General features: G+C 67.0%; 13 protein-coding genes and 1 pseudogene. 5 read left to right on the top strand and 9 right to left on the bottom strand.

The annotated features are described in order from the left end of the window. Positions 1–11: 11 nt before the first annotated feature. The 4 genes from pstB to pstS all read right to left on the bottom strand — a co-directional run bounded on the left by pstB (position 12) and on the right by pstS (position 4,141). Positions 12–791 carry a phosphate ABC transporter ATP-binding protein PstB gene (pstB, locus tag BACI348_RS02615; RefSeq protein ID WP_159823823.1) on the bottom strand — a complete coding sequence of 260 codons (780 nt, stop codon included), beginning with the start codon at positions 789–791 and terminating at the stop codon, positions 12–14. A 70-nt stretch (positions 792–861) separates the two neighbouring features. After that, a complete protein-coding gene (gene pstA, locus BACI348_RS02610; protein WP_159823822.1) occupies positions 862–1,974 on the bottom strand; it encodes a phosphate ABC transporter permease PstA in 1,113 nt (370 codons plus the stop codon). Then, the gene (gene pstC, locus BACI348_RS02605) at positions 1,975–2,907 is read right to left on the bottom strand and encodes a phosphate ABC transporter permease subunit PstC (protein ID WP_159823821.1); all 933 of its coding nucleotides are present in this window, start codon (positions 2,905–2,907) and stop codon (positions 1,975–1,977) included. It abuts the gene before it with no gap. A 112-nt stretch (positions 2,908–3,019) separates the two neighbouring features. Next, entirely contained in the window at positions 3,020–4,141 is a 1,122-nt protein-coding gene (gene pstS, locus BACI348_RS02600) for a phosphate ABC transporter substrate-binding protein PstS (protein ID WP_159823820.1), read from the bottom strand. A gap of 231 nt (positions 4,142–4,372) precedes the next feature. Between pstS and BACI348_RS02595 the strand changes: the two genes are divergently transcribed. Further along, a complete protein-coding gene (locus tag BACI348_RS02595) occupies positions 4,373–5,500 on the top strand; it encodes an FUSC family protein (RefSeq protein WP_159823819.1) in 1,128 nt (375 codons plus the stop codon). Between the two features lie 60 nt (positions 5,501–5,560). After that, positions 5,561–6,934, top strand: coding sequence for a DNA repair protein RadA (radA, locus tag BACI348_RS02590; protein ID WP_159823818.1), 1,374 nt, complete (start codon positions 5,561–5,563; stop codon positions 6,932–6,934). Between the two features lie 103 nt (positions 6,935–7,037). Here radA and BACI348_RS02585 read toward each other — a convergent pair whose 3' ends face one another. After that, positions 7,038–7,307: a hypothetical protein gene (locus BACI348_RS02585; RefSeq protein ID WP_159823817.1), complete on the bottom strand. Its 270-nt coding sequence runs from the start codon at positions 7,305–7,307 to the stop codon at positions 7,038–7,040. A gap of 119 nt (positions 7,308–7,426) precedes the next feature. On the opposite strand from BACI348_RS02585, the gene BACI348_RS02580 reads away from it, so the two are divergent. Further along, positions 7,427–7,900 (top strand): NUDIX hydrolase, encoded by a 474-nt coding sequence (locus tag BACI348_RS02580; RefSeq protein WP_159823816.1) that lies wholly within the window; start codon positions 7,427–7,429, stop codon positions 7,898–7,900. Here the strand turns inward: BACI348_RS02580 and BACI348_RS20580 are convergent. The 3 genes and pseudogenes from BACI348_RS20580 to BACI348_RS02570 form a co-directional block, all read right to left on the bottom strand. Then, positions 7,884–7,985 (bottom strand): annotated as a pseudogene (locus BACI348_RS20580) (universal stress protein); the annotation flags it as partial. The gene BACI348_RS02580 and the pseudogene BACI348_RS20580 sit on opposite strands and share 17 nt — an antisense overlap. A 57-nt stretch (positions 7,986–8,042) precedes the next feature. Next, entirely contained in the window at positions 8,043–9,272 is a 1,230-nt protein-coding gene (locus tag BACI348_RS02575) for a beta-ketoacyl-[acyl-carrier-protein] synthase family protein (RefSeq protein WP_159823815.1), read from the bottom strand. A gap of 6 nt (positions 9,273–9,278) precedes the next feature. Beyond that, on the bottom strand, positions 9,279–10,892 hold the full coding sequence (locus BACI348_RS02570; protein WP_159823814.1) for a peptide chain release factor 3: 1,614 nt from the start codon (positions 10,890–10,892) through the stop codon (positions 9,279–9,281). 473 nt (positions 10,893–11,365) lie between these two features. Here BACI348_RS02570 and disA point away from each other — a divergent pair, with 473 nt between their 5' ends. After that, on the top strand, positions 11,366–12,442 hold the full coding sequence (disA, locus tag BACI348_RS02565; RefSeq protein ID WP_159823813.1) for a DNA integrity scanning diadenylate cyclase DisA: 1,077 nt from the start codon (positions 11,366–11,368) through the stop codon (positions 12,440–12,442). A gap of 20 nt (positions 12,443–12,462) precedes the next feature. On the opposite strand, the gene BACI348_RS02560 is transcribed toward disA, so the two are convergent. After that, positions 12,463–13,137, bottom strand: coding sequence for a hypothetical protein (locus tag BACI348_RS02560; RefSeq protein WP_159823812.1), 675 nt, complete (start codon positions 13,135–13,137; stop codon positions 12,463–12,465). 193 nt (positions 13,138–13,330) lie between these two features. Between BACI348_RS02560 and BACI348_RS02555 the strand changes: the two genes are divergently transcribed. Next, on the top strand, positions 13,331–14,257 hold the full coding sequence (locus tag BACI348_RS02555) for an iron-sulfur binding domain-containing protein (protein WP_201298480.1): 927 nt from the start codon (positions 13,331–13,333) through the stop codon (positions 14,255–14,257). The last annotated feature ends 35 nt before the right edge of the window (positions 14,258–14,292 follow it).

The following is a 14,292-nucleotide window of genomic DNA, read 5'->3' as shown; positions in this document are numbered from 1 at the left end:
GCGGGTGGGGATTATCCGAAGCGGCCGGAAACGTAGTCTTCCGTGGCCTTCTGGGTGGGATTGCTGAAGATCGTGTGGGTGTCCCCCACTTCGATGAGCTTGCCGGGCTTGCCCGTACCGGCAATGTTAAAGAACGCGGTGCGGTCCGAAACGCGGGCTGCCTGCTGCATGTTGTGCGTCACGATCACCACCGTGTACTGGTCCTTGAGCTCGTTGATGAGGTCCTCGATGGCCAGGGTGGAGATGGGGTCCAGCGCCGAGCACGGCTCATCCATCAGGATCACCTGCGGCTCCACGGCGATGGCCCGGGCGATGCAGAGGCGCTGCTGCTGGCCACCGGAAAGGCCCGAACCGGGCTTGTCCAGGCGGTCCTTGACCTCGTTCCAGAGGTTGGCGCCCTTCAGCGAGCGCTCCACCAGGACGTCCGCCTCGCCCTTGGAGATCTTTTTGTTGTTCAGCTTCACGCCCGCCAGCACGTTGTCTCGGATGGACATGGTGGGGAACGGGTTGGGGCGCTGGAACACCATGCCGATCTGGGAGCGGACGGTGACCGGGTCCACGCCGGCGCCGTAGAGGTTGTCGCCGTCGAGCAGCACCTCGCCCTCCACGCGGGCGCCGGGCAGTACCTCATGCATGCGGTTCAGGGTCCGCAGGAAGGTGGACTTGCCGCAGCCGGAGGGGCCGATGAACGCGGTGACGGACTTGGCCTCGATGTTGATGGTGACGTCCTCCACGGCGAGGAAATCGCCGTAGTACACGTTCAGGTCCTTGACGTCGATGCGCTTAGACATGGTGTTCCTTCACTGACTGGGGATGAATTGAAGTCTATGGTCCGGCCCCGAAGAGCCGATAGGGGCAGGCCTAGCGGCCAGTCTTGGGGGCGAAGACCCTGGCGATCAGCCGGGCGCCCAGGTTGAGGATCATCACCAGGATGATCAGCACCAGGGCGGCGCCCCAGGCCCGCTGGGAGGACGGGTCCGGGTTGGCCGGTGACGTGGGGTTCAGGATCTGGGTGTAGATGAACGTGGGCAGTGAGGCCATCCAGCCGCCGAACACGTTGGAGTTGATGCTGGTGGCGAAGCCGGCGGTGACCAGGATGGGCGCCGTCTCGCCGATAACGCGTGCGATAGCCAGGGTGACGCCCGACGCGATGCCGGAGATCGCCGTCGGAATCACCACTTTGACGATGGTCCGCCACTTGCGCACGCCCAGTGCGTATGCGGCCTCGCGGAGTTCGTTGGGCACGATCTTCAGCATTTCCTCGCTGGACCGCACCACCACGGGGATCATCAGGACGGACAGCGCGACGGCGGCCACAGCACCCGTCTTGGTGCCGGGGCCCACCACGGCGAAGAAGAAGGCTGCGGCGAAGAGGCCGGCCACAATGGACGGGATGCCGGTCATCACGTCAACGAAGAACGTGATGGCGCGGGCCAGCCGGCCGTCGTGGCCGTATTCCACGAGGTAGATGGCGGTAAGCAGGCCCACCGGCACCGAGATGATGGTGGCCAGCAGCGTGATCTGCAGGGTGCCGAGCAGGGCGTGGTAGATGCCGCCAAGGACGGGTGCGCCTTCCTCGACGGCCTTGTTGTCGTAAACGCCGGTGACGCCGTTCATGGAGGTGCCTAGGAAGCCCGGCGTGAGCAGGCCGGGGACGCCGTTGACCAGTACTGTCCAGATCACCGAGACAAGCGGGAGCAGGGCCACCAGGAAGGACCCCACCACCAGGCAGGTGGCCAGTTTGTCCTTCGCCTTGCGGGCACCCTCGACGGCGGCGCTCCAGGAGACCAGCACCACGGCGAACAGGATCGCCGAGACGATGGCCCAGCCGAAGGCGTTGAAGCCCACCAGCGCGAGGATCGCCGCGCCAACCACCAGGGCAGCGGCCAGGACCACATAGGGGGCGTACTTGGGCAGCTGGCCCTTGGTGAGCGCCGAGCGCTTGCTGCGGACGGGCGTAAGGGTGGAGGTCATTTAGTTGGCTCCCGAGAATTCTTTGTGCCGGGTGATGATCCAGCGCGCGATCATGTTCACGGCCAGGGTGATGACGAACAGGACCAGGCCGGCGGCGATGAGGGTGCTGACCTTGAGTCCGCTGGCCTCGGGGAAGTTCAGGGCGATCTCCGCGGCGATGGTCTGGTTGCCGGACTGGATCAGGCTGGCGGTGAGGGCGCCGGAGGAGAGCACCAGGGCCACGGCCATGGTCTCGCCGAGGGCCCGGCCCAGGCCCAGCATCACGGCGCTGATGATGCCCGGCCGCGCGAAGGGCAGGACGGACATCTTGATCATTTCCCAGCGGGTGGCACCCAGGGCGAGCGCGGCTTCCTCGTGCAGCTTGGGGGTCTGGAGGAAGATTTCCCGGGACAGCGAGGTGATGATGGGCAGCACCATCACGGCCAGGACGATGCCCGCGGTAAGGATGGTTTTGCCGGTGGCCGAGGCGGGCCCCTGGAAGATGGGCAGCCAGCCCATGTTCTGCGCCAGCCAGTTGTAGGCCGGGGAGATTTCCTTGGCCAGGAACGCCGCACCCCAGGCACCGTAGACCACGGAGGGGATGGCGGCGAGCAGGTCCACCACGTAGCCCAGGCCGGCGGCGAGGCCGCGGGGGGCGAAGTGTGAGATGAACAGGGCAACGCCGATCGCGATGGGCGTGGCGATCACCAGTGCGATGAGCGCGGCGATGAGCGTGCCGATCACGATGGGCCAGATGTAGGCGAAGAAGCCCTCACCGCCTTGGATCTCGGCGGCCGGTGCGGTCAGCGCCGGGATGGCCTGGACCACCAGGAAGAGCGCGACGCCGAAGAGAACGGCGAGGATGAGGCAACCGGCGGCAAGTGCTGCACCGGAGAAGATTTTATCCCCGGCGCGGCCGGCGCCCTGGGTGCTGGTCAGGGAGGTGGCGGTCATTCGACGGCCCTTCGATCGTGGAGGTTACTTGAAGACTGGGAAGCGTGGCGTCCAAAGCCAAGTTCCCCGCACTGCCTGCCGGCAGGCGGGGAACCCGGATTCGGTGCGGTGACTAGGACTTGACCTTGATGGAGTCGATGGCCTTGGTGGCCTTCTCGGCAAGGGCAGGGGACAGCGGAGCGGACTTCGCGGAGTCAGCGGCGGCCTTCTGGCCTTCCTCGGAAACTACGTAGTTCTCGAAGGCCTTGACCAGGTCAACGGTCTCCTGCTTGTCGTAGGTGCTGCAGACGATGTGGTAGGAGACGAGCACCACCGGGTAGGCGCCCGAAGCGGTGGTCTTGCGGTCCAGCTTGATGGCCACGTCGTTGGCGGACCGGCCCTCAACGGCCTTGCCGGCTTCCACTGCCTTGGCGGCGGCATCGGCGGAGATCTTGACGAATTCCCCGCCCACCTTGATGGCGGCGGTGCCGAGCTTGCCGCCCACCGCGGATTCGTCGGCGTAGGTCACGGCGCCGGGGGTGTCGGTGACGGTCTTGACCACACCGGAGGTGCCCTTGGCATTCTCCCCCTGGAGGCTTGCAGGCCACACACCGGCGGACTTGTCCGTCCAGACCTCGGGTGCCGCGGAAGCCAGGTAGTCGGTGAAGTTGGTGGTGGTACCGGAGTCGTCCGAGCGGTTCACCGGGGTGACCTTCAGGTCCGGCAGGGTGACGCCTCCGTTGAGGGCGGCGATGGCGGGGTCGTTCCAGTTGGCGATCTGGCCGCGGAAGATCTTGGCCACGGTGGCCGCGTCCAGCTTCAGCTCGGTGACGCCGGGAACGTTGAAGGCCACGGCGATCGGCGAGATGTAGACGGGGATGTTGATGGCACCCTCGGGACCGCACACTGCCTTGGAGCTTTCGAGCTCCTCGTCCTTGAGGTAGGCGTCCGAGCCGGCGAACTGTGCCGAGCCGTCGATGATGGCCTTGCGCCCTGCACCGGAGCCGTCCGGGGAGTACTGCACGGTGGCGCCCTGGTTGGCGCTGGCGAAGCCGGCCTTCCAGGCGTCCATGGCTGCGCCGGTGGAGGAGGCGCCTATGCCGGTCAGGGTGCCGGTGACCTTGGGGCCGGCGGAAGTCTGGCCGCCTGCGGGTGCAGTGCCCGTGGCGTTGTCTGAACCGCAGGCGGTAAGCGCGAGTGCGCCGGCTGCGATAACAGCGATAGCCGCGTGGCGGCCGAAGCGGAGTGCCTTCACTGGATGTACCCCTTCCAGGGTTCTCAGATGCGGGCAGGGACGGAGGGCCCTGCGGCGCGATGCGTACTTTCTGTACCTTCATCGAAGTTATGGGCCGCAGGTAACGGGATGGGCTGTCCAAAGTGAACGGAACATTAACGACGGCGGGATATTGGCTTACAAGTGCCGGGTTCCCATTGCGCAGATCACAGGTACGGTCGTAGTGCAGCGGCACTGAATAGACTTGAAGCCATGGCCATCGCAGCGGGACTCTCAGCAAGCAGGCGATTCCTGCGCAGCCGCGTCCGCACCGGACTGATCCGCAGCCGCAACTCGGTCGTTCCCGCCATCCAGATGACCGTCTGCGCCGTGGGTGCCTACGCCTTCGCCGAGTACATCCTGGGGCACTCCGGCCCCTTGTTCGCGGCCACATCGTCGCTGATCTCCCTCGGATTTTCCCGCGAGCCGCGGCTGCGTCGGGTGATGGAGGTGGGCCTGGGCTGCACCATTGGCATCGCCGTGGGCGACCTGCTCCTCCACTGGCTGGGCGGCGAAATCTGGGTGGCCGCCGTCGTCCTTCTTTTCTCCATCCTCCTGGCCAGGTTCCTGGACAGCGGAAACATCTTCACCACCCAGCTGGCGCTGCAGTCGCTGCTGGTGGTGCTCCTGCCCGCCCCCTCCGGCGGGCCGTTCACCCGCAGTATCGATGCGGTGGTGGGCGGCCTGTTCGCGCTGCTGGTGACCATCCTGATGCCCAAAGACCCGCGGCGGGAGCCGCGCAGGGACGTGCAGAAGCTGCTGCACGAACTGGCGGAAGTGCTGCGTGAATGTGCCGACGCCCTGGTCAACAGCGACTCCACCCAGGCATGGCACGCGCTCATCCGGGGCCGGAACTGCCAGCCGCTGGTGGACGCGATGCGCCATTCCCTCCGCGCGTCAGGGGAGGTGGCCACGCTGGCGCCCGCCTACCGGAGGCACCGGGAGGAGCTGGAGCAGCTGAAAGTCTCCCTCGACTTTATAGACCTGGCCCTGAGGAACAGCCGGGTATTCGCGCGCCGCCTCACCAGCGCCATCAACCACGCGGCGCTCTCGGACGAGGCTACGGAGAACATCGCGGAAGTGCTGCAGGACACCGCTGCCGCGATTGATGAGCTTTCGCTGGGGTTGGCGGAAACGCACGACGGCGTCCGCCGCGCCCACCTGCGCACGGCCCGCAACGAACTCAGTGAGATCGCCCTGCGCCTGCACCCCAAGCTGCTGGGGGTGCAGCGGCTGGAGGGCGAGGCGGTGGTGATGCTGTTCCGGCCCCTGATGGTGGACCTGCTGGAGGCCACGAAGATGGACTCCCGCGAAGCCAGGGACGTGCTCCCGGCGCTTTAGTGGCGCGGCGGTTGAGCCTGCGAAACAGGAATGTCCGGGCCCGCCACTAGGGTTGAACCCATGGCTACAAAGACTTCCCGGGCGTCCAAGGCGCCCGCCTACAAGTGCGCCGAGTGCGGCTGGACCACCGTCAAATGGGTGGGCCGGTGCGGCGAGTGCCAGGCGTGGGGCACCGTGGAGGAAACAGGCACCGCGGTGGCGCGTACGACGGCCGCCACCACAGTCATAGAGCCGGCCCGCCGGATTGCCGAGGTGGACGCCACTACGGCCGCGTTCCTGCCCACCGGCGTGGATGAACTGGACCGCGTGCTGGGCGGCGGCCTGGTTCCCGGTGCCGTGATCCTGCTGGCAGGCGAACCCGGCGTCGGCAAGTCCACGCTGCTTTTGGACGTAGCCGCGAAGTTCGCCCGGACGGCGCAGGACGTCCTCTATGTCACCGGCGAGGAGTCCGCCGCGCAGGTGAAGCTGCGGGCCGAGCGGATCGACGCCGTCGCCGAATCGCTGTACCTCTCGGCGGAAACGGATCTGGGCCAGGCGCTGGGGCAGGTGGAGAAAATCGAGCCCCGGTTGCTGATTGTGGACTCGGTCCAGACGCTCAGCAGCGCCGACGTCGATGGCAGTGCCGGCGGGGTGTCCCAAGTCCGGGAGGTGGCGGCATCCATCATCGCGGCGGCAAAGCGCCGGAACATGACCACGCTGCTGGTGGGCCACGTGACCAAGGACGGGTCCATCGCCGGGCCGCGGCTGCTGGAGCACCTGGTGGATGTGGTATGCCAGTTCGAGGGCGAACGGCATTCGCGGCTGCGGCTGCTCCGCGCCGTCAAGAACCGATACGGGCCCACCGACGATGTTGGCTGCTTCGACCTGAACGAGGACGGCATCGAGGGCCTCGCCGATCCGAGCGGTTTGTTTGTGAGCCGTACCAAAGAACCGGTCTCCGGCACCTGCATCACAGTGACCATGGAAGGCCGGCGTCCGCTGCTCGCGGAAGTGCAGTCGCTGCTGGCCGAAAGCCCCAACTCGCAGCCGCGCCGGGCTACCAGCGGGCTCGACAGTTCCAGGGTTTCCATGCTGCTGGCCGTCCTGCAGCAGCGCGCCGGCACCCTGCTGCACAAGGACGATTCCTACGTGGCCACGGTGGGCGGGGTGAAGCTCAGTGAACCCGCCACTGACCTCGCGGTCGCGTTGGCTGTGGCCTCGGCCAAGGCCCGCAAGCCCCTGCCTATCCGCCTGATTGCCTTCGGCGAAGTAGGCCTGGCGGGCGAGGTCAGGCCGGTTCCGGGCATCAACCAGCGCATCCAGGAAGCCCACCGGCTCGGATTCACGCACGCCGTGGTCCCGGCAAGCCATGCCGGGCCCGGTCCCGTCCCGGCAGGTTTTTCCGTCCGGGAAGTGGCGCACCTGACCGAGGCCCTGAGCCTGCTGATCGGCTAGGCTCCGCTGAACCGTCCCGCGCCTGCAGCCCGGGTTCTTGGTCAGATATGCCAGCCTCCAACCGCCGGAACCCTGCATGTCTGGACCCCGAGGGGTGGGCGGGCTACTGGTGGGGCGCCAACGGGTCGGGGTCGTCCCGGCGCGCGTTGAGGAGCCAGCCCGACACGTCGCTCCTCAGCACCAGCAGCGGACCCCCGGTGGCGCTCACGTTCCCGTTGGGCACGTAGTAGCCGCGGCCGTTTCCGGGGCCGCCGGCCGCCCGGTCCAGTGCATCAACCAAATGGCGCGGGAGGTGGCCCTGCGGACCCAGGCTGTGAAGCTCTTCACGTTCTTCCGGCGTCAGCCGGCCCAAAACCTCAGCAATATTGGCCATGACTGGTCCCTTCGCGCAGAGTGCCTGAAGGAATAACCTAAAGCAGCGCCGTGAACTCCAGGTTAACGCTGGACGGCAGTTGCGGATCAAAAGAGAAGTCACCCCAAAACGGAGGCACCATGCCGGTTCTCAGCGCAGGAATCCTGCTGTACAGGCGGCCCGGCCCGGCTGACCTGGAAGTGTGGATTGCCCACATGGGCGGGCCCTTCTGGGCACGCAAGGACGCCCATGCCTGGTCCATCCCCAAAGGCGAATACGGCGAAGTTGAGGACCCGCTCGCCGCGGCACTGCGCGAGTTCGCCGAGGAGATGGGAACACCGGCGCCGGCGGCGGACTACCGGGAGCTGGGCAGGTTCCGGCAGCCCTCCGGCAAAGTCATTACGGTGTTCGCCGCGGAACAGGACTTCCAGCCGGAACGGATCGAAAGCAACACGTTCCCGCTGGAATGGCCCAGGGGTTCAGGCCGGATCCAGCACTACCCGGAGATTGACGACGCCCGCTGGTTCCCCGAGGAGGAAGCCCGGCTCAAGCTGGTCAAAGGCCAACTGCCCGTTCTCGATGCGTTGGTTGACCACGTCATCTGTCGGCCATGAAGGCCAAGACGGGACGGTCCGCCTGCATCAGGATCTGCTGGGCATGGCTGCCCAGGATGAACTTGCCCACCTTGGCGCGGTGCCGCCGAACCCAGCCGGGTCTGACAGCACTCCTGCGCCGGAAACAGGCCGGGGCAGGAACCTAGGAGCCCGTGATCACCAGGGCAACGCTGTGCCCGCCGAAACCGAAGGCGTTCACCAGCCCGGCCGAGGGAATCCCTGGCTGGAGCGGGCGGGCGCCTTCGGTGATCACGTTAAGCTCCACCTCGGGGTCCAGCGACTCAACGTTGAGGGTCCCCGGCAGCATCCCGGTCCGAAGGGCTTCCACTACCACCACAGCGGCCAGTGCCCCGGCGCCGCCCAGCAGGTGGCCGGTGTGGCCCTTCGTGGAGGTTACCGGGATGTCGGCGCCGAAGATGGCGTTGATGGCCTGGCCCTCGAGCCGGTCGCCAACAGGGGTGGAAGTGGCGTGTGCATGGATAAAGCCGACGTCTTCGGCGGCCAGGCCCGCGGATTCGAGGGCCTTCTGCATGACCCGCCGCTGCATGGCGGGATCAGCAGCCACGATGTCGTTCGCGTCGGACGTCACGGCTCCCCCGGCTACAGCCCCCAGGACGGCGGCGCCGCGGGCCCGCGCGTGCTCCTCACTCTCAAGCACCACCACACCGGCGCCCTCTGCGAGCACAAAGCCGTCCCGGCCGCCGTCGAACGGCCGTGATGCCTGCTGTGGATCGCCGTCGCGGGTGGACAGCGCACGGATCTGCGAGAAGCCGGTGATCACGAGGTCGTTGACCGAGGCGTCCACGCCGCCGGCAATCACGACGTCGGCGGCACCGGAGCGAATCATTTCGGCTGCCTGGACAATCGCCTCGGCCCCGGAGGCACAGGCGCTGACCGGCGTCCGGGCACCGCCGCGGGCACCGAGGTCGATGGACACCCAGGCGGCCGGGCCGTTGACCATCAGCCGGGTGAGGGTGTGCGGCGAGACCTTGCGCGGGCCGGACGCAGCGAGGGTGCGGTCCTGCTCGATCGTGGAGCCCAGCCCGCCATAAGCGGATCCGATCACCACTGCGAAGCGCTCCGGATCGACCTCGGGGGAACCCGCCTGTTTCCAGGCTTCCCGCGCGGCGACCAGCGCCAGCTGCCCGCACCGGTCCATCCGCTTCATCTCGCGGGTGCTGAGGTGTTCGGTGAGGTCAGCGGTTACCTGCCCTGCGATCTTCACGGGCAACTGCTCCGCCCAGTCGGCGTCCAGGGCTGCGATGCCGGACTTTCCTGCCACCAGGGCGGCCCAGGTTTCGGGCACCGAAGAACCGAGCGGGTTGATAGTGCCGACGCCGGTGACCAGCGCGCGGGGTTGGATTGCAGTCATCGTTGGCTACTTTGCAGGGTTGTGGGTGCCGATGGGCACAAGGGTGAGGTCGGGGTGGTTCTTTTCGATCCGGCGAAGCGCCCAGACGTCGTTGAACAAGGCGAGGTACTCGCCGTCGGACCGCAAAAGCACCTCGGCGCCCACTACGTTCGCCAGCGCAGGCATGGCGTCCGCCGTCGAGATCCTGGCCAGCGAGTAGGGCAGGCGTTCCAGCCGCATGGGCGCGCTGAAGTCGTGCGCCATGCGGTCTTCCACCACTTCGAACTGCATGGGGCCGACGGCGGCAAGCACCGGAGCCTGGTCGCCGCGCACATCCGAGCGGAGCACCTGGATGACGCCCTCGTGTTCGAGCTGTTCGATGCCCCGGCGGAACTGCTTGAACTTGCTGGGGTCCTTGGAGCGGGCCACCTGGAAGTGCTCGGGCGCGAAGAGCGGGATGGCGGGGTATTCCACCGCGTCCTCAAGGAACAGGCTGTCGCCCACACGCAGTGAGGACGCGTTGACCAGGCCCACAACGTCCCCGGGGTAGGCCTCGTCGATGACTTCGCGTTCGCGGCCGAACACCTGCTGCGCGTACTTGGTGGCGAACGACTTGCCGGTGCGGGTCTGGGTGACCACCATTCCGCGCTCGAACACCCCGGAGCAGACGCGGATGAACGCCACATGGTCCCGGTGTGCCTTGTTCATGCCGGCCTGAACCTTGAAGACGAACCCGGAGAAGGATGATTCGACGGGCCGCGGGTTGCCCTCGATATCCGGGCGCGGAGCCGCCGGCGGGGCGAAGTCCACCAGTGCGTCCAGCAGTTCCTTGACACCGAAGTTGAGCGCGGCGGAGCTGAAAAGGATGGGGGTGGCCTTGCCGGCGTGGAAGCTTTCGACGTCGAATTCCAGGTTGGATTCGATCACCAGGCCGGCTTCGTCCACGGCGTCGGACCAGTTGCTGCCCTGGCTTTCCGCCGCTTCCTCCGGGGTGAAGTACTCGGTGAGGGCGATCTGGGCGCCGGCGTTGTTGCGCTGGAACCGGGCGAACCGGTCGTTGCGGAGGTCCCAGACGCCGCGGAAGTCGCCGGAGATGCCCACGGCCCAGGTCAGGGGCATGGGCTGGAGGCCGGTGCGTTCGGTGATTTCGTCCATCAGGGCCAGCGCGTCCAGGCCCGGGCGGTCCCATTTGTTGATGACGGTGATGATGGGCAGGTTGCGCTGCTTGCAGACCTCGAAGAGTTTCATGGTCTGGGTTTCCAGGCCCTTGGCGGCATCCACCAGCATGACGGCGCAGTCGACGGCCGCGAGCACCCGGTAGGTGTCCTCGGAGAAGTCGGCGTGGCCGGGAGTGTCCAGGAGGTTGATGACGGTGTCGCGGTAGGAGAACTGGAGTGCCGCGGAACTGATGGAGATGCCGCGGTCCTTCTCCATCTGCATCCAGTCGGAGACGGTTTCCTTGCGGTTGGCCTTGCCGCTGGAAGCGCCGGCCGTACCGATCACCTTGGCATGCAGGGCCAGTGCCTCAGTCAGCGTGGACTTGCCGGCGTCAGGGTGGGAAATAACAGCAAAGGTCCGACGCCGGCCCGCTTCTTTGTGAATGGCTGAGACCTTGGCGGGGGTCAGGACATCTTGGGACACGGTGCTACTTTCGCTGCGGGTGGGACTGCCGGGGCGCTGACGGCGCCTTTTCCGGGCATTGCGCTCCGGGGCAAGGCGGCCCTGGGGCCGGTAACAGGTGGCGGACAGCCAAGTTCCAGTTTATCGCAGCGCCGCAAACCGGTAGCCGGCTGCCTGCCAGCCCCCTCGCTCAGGCCGTCACACGGATCCGGCCGGCATCAACGTCCTGGCATTTGCTGTCGGCATCGGTCATCGGGCGCCGGGACGGCCAGCTGCGGCAAAATGCCTGCGCGGCCGCCCGCCGTCGAACGCGTTTTCAGCATCCTCCGAACATGCCTCAGTGGGGCACTTTAGGGCTTGCCCGTGCGGAAGTTACCCATTCTTACCCCTATCATTGAGCTTGCGGGAAATGAGTACTTTTTGATCCTGCCGGCCGAGCAGTAAAGCCGGCATTTCTGCGGGCGACGGTCCGCACCTTCGAAGGGAATTACCTAATGGCGCGGAGCCCCGAAGAATCTCTCAGGGCAACCCTGGCCAGAGTGGCACCCGGAACCCCGCTGCGCGACGGGCTGGAGCGGATCCTGCGTGGACGGACCGGTGCGCTGATTGTCCTGGGCTCTGACCGGACCATCGACTCCATCTGCTCGGGCGGTTTCGACATTGGCATTGACTTCTCCCCCACCCGGCTCCGTGAACTGGCCAAGATGGACGGCGCCATCATCTGCGACAAGGACGCCGGCAACATCCTGCGCGCCGCCGTCCAGCTCGTCCCCGATTCCAGCATCGAAACCCAGGAATCCGGCACCCGCCACCGCACGGCCGAACGCGTGGCCATCCAGACCGGTGTTCCGGTGATCTCGGTCAGCCAGTCCATGCAGATCATCGCCCTGTACGTCAACGGCCTCCGGCACGTACTGGAGGGATCCGAAAAGGTCCTGGCCCGTGCCAACCAGGCCCTTGCCACCCTGGAACGCTACCGCTCGCGCCTGGACCAGGTCACCAGCTCGCTGTCTGCCCTGGAAATCGAAGCGATGGTCACAGTGCGGGATGTCGCCGTCACGCTCCAACGCCAGGAAATGGTCCGCCGCATCTCGGAGGAAATCTCCCAGTACGTCCTGGAACTTGGCGAGGACGGCCGGCTCCTGTCGCTTCAGCTCGATGAACTGACTGTGGGCCGCGGCCCCGGCAGCGACGTGATCATCCGTGACTACGCCGGCCCCACCGCCTCCGCCGAGGACATCGAAAAAGCCGTCAACGAACTCGTGAACCTCGGCCCCACCGAACTGATTGACCTCGGCAAAATCTCCAGCATCGTAGGGTTTGCCGGCGGCGAGGCAAACCTGGATGCCGTGGTGCAGCCCCGGGGCTACCGGCTGCTTTCAGGCCTCAAGGCAGTTCCAAAGGCTGTTGCGGACCGCCTGGTGGACCACTTCGGCGGCCTGCAGTTCCTGATGGCAGCCACGATCGAGGACCTTATGACGGTGGACGGCATCGGCGACCAGCGCGCCCGGACGGTGCGTGAAGGCCTCAGCCGGATGGCCGAGGCAAGCCTGCTGGACCGCTTCCTCTAGGAACCGCCCGCAGGCGGCGGTCAGTTCAGCTGGAAAACAGCCTTCGGGCTGGCTTTGGAACCGAGCTTCGCGGTGTAAATGTAGTACGCGCCACCTGCTCCCGGTTTGGCTTCCACCGGCTGGCAGCCTTCAACCGTGCGGTTGCGCGGCCACGGGAAGTTGGCGGTCTCGCTCGCTCCCGGGGCGATGATTTTCACCAGGTCCTCGCTCTTCGCCTGGCAATCCTTGGACGAGAAGATCCTGTCCGCGCCGCTGGTCACCAGGAATTCCATCTGCGAGGTTCCAATATTGACCTCGCACGGCATGGTGCCGCCATTGGTGACCTTGAGCGTCAGCAACGGGTTTTCGTCGGGTCCGTAGGCGGCCTTGTCCGTCGAGGCGGAAACGGTCACCAGGTTCTGGTTGCAGGTGGGCGTCGCCGACGGGGTTGGGGTGGGATCCGGGGCAGCCGACGGCGAAGCCTGGCTGGAGGGGTCAGCGGAGGCCGTCGCGCCGGCGGCGGGGTCGGTAGACGATGCGGGTTGACCGCTGAAAGCGCCGGCCAGTGAGAAGCCGCCCACCACAAGCCCGATGACCATCAACAACGCCACAACGAGGAACAGCCGGCGCCGGCGGTACACGGCAGGGCTGGGCTTCCGGGTCGAGGATCCGGATGCCGTTGTACTGCCTCGTGATGAATTGCCGTGCCCGCCCATCCTTCTAGGCTAGAGAACGGCCACGGTTCTGCCCCGCCACCACGCCGCCGGCGGGCCCATCGCTCTGGTCACATCCCGCATAGGAGCGCCCCAGCCCTGTTTCAGGCTGCCCGAAGCGATCCACTACAGTGTTGGGATCGATACTGAAGCCTTGACCACAGCCGCGCCTGCCCGTTTCCCGTCGGGACCGGAGCTGCAGGAGCTGCACACCCGTATCAACACCTGGTTCGCCGGCATTGCCCGGGACCTTCCCTGGCGCGGGCCCGCATGTTCGGCCTGGGGTGTGCTGGTCAGTGAGATCATGCTGCAGCAGACCCCCGTGGTCCGTGTGCTGCCGGTCTGGCACGAGTGGCTGAAGCGCTGGCCCACTCCCGCAGGGTTGGCTGGAGAACCGGCCGGAGAGGCAGTGCGCGCCTGGGGCCGGCTGGGTTATCCGCGCCGGGCGCTGCGGCTGCATGCGGCAGCGGTTGCCATTGTCCAGGACCACGGCGGCAAGGTCCCGGACACCTACGCCGAACTGCTGGCGTTGCCCGGGGTTGGCAGTTACACGGCCGCGGCGGTGGCGGCGTTCGCCTATGGACGCCGGGAAACCGTAGTGGACACCAACATCAGGCGGGTCCACGCCCGGCTGGTCTCCGGCGTCGCGCTCCCCTCCCCTGCCCTGACGGCAGCGGAGATGCGGCTCGCCGCGCGGCTCCTGCCTGACCACGACGGCACGTCAGTCCGCTGGAACGCTGCTGTTATGGAGCTGGGCGCGCTGGTCTGCACAGCCCGCGCACCCCGGTGCGGTGACTGCCCGGTCCGGGACTCCTGCGCCTGGCGGGCCGCCGGTGAGCCGCCGCCGTCGTACGTCCCCAAGGGCCAGGCCTGGCACGGTACTGACCGCCAGGTGCGCGGAGCCGTGATGGCCGTGCTGCGCCTCGCTGATGTACCGGTGCCGGCGGAGATGTTCCAGCGGGAGCCGGCGGACCTGGGGTTCGCGCCGGGCGGGATCGGGGTGCCGCTGGCGGCCCTCCACCGGCTCAACTCCGCACCGGAGCAGCTTGACCGGGCACTGGCCGGGCTGCTTGCCGACGGCCTCGCGGAAGTGCACGACGGCGGGTACCGGCTCCCTGCCTAGCCACTGGTAAGTGGCGCGCGCCGAGAGAGGTACGC

Source organism: Arthrobacter sp. 9AX (genome assembly GCF_902506095.1).
GTDB lineage: Bacteria > Actinomycetota > Actinomycetes > Actinomycetales > Micrococcaceae > Arthrobacter.
Note: the sequence above shows the minus strand (reverse complement) of the source record. Positions and strands in the feature narration are given on the sequence as shown.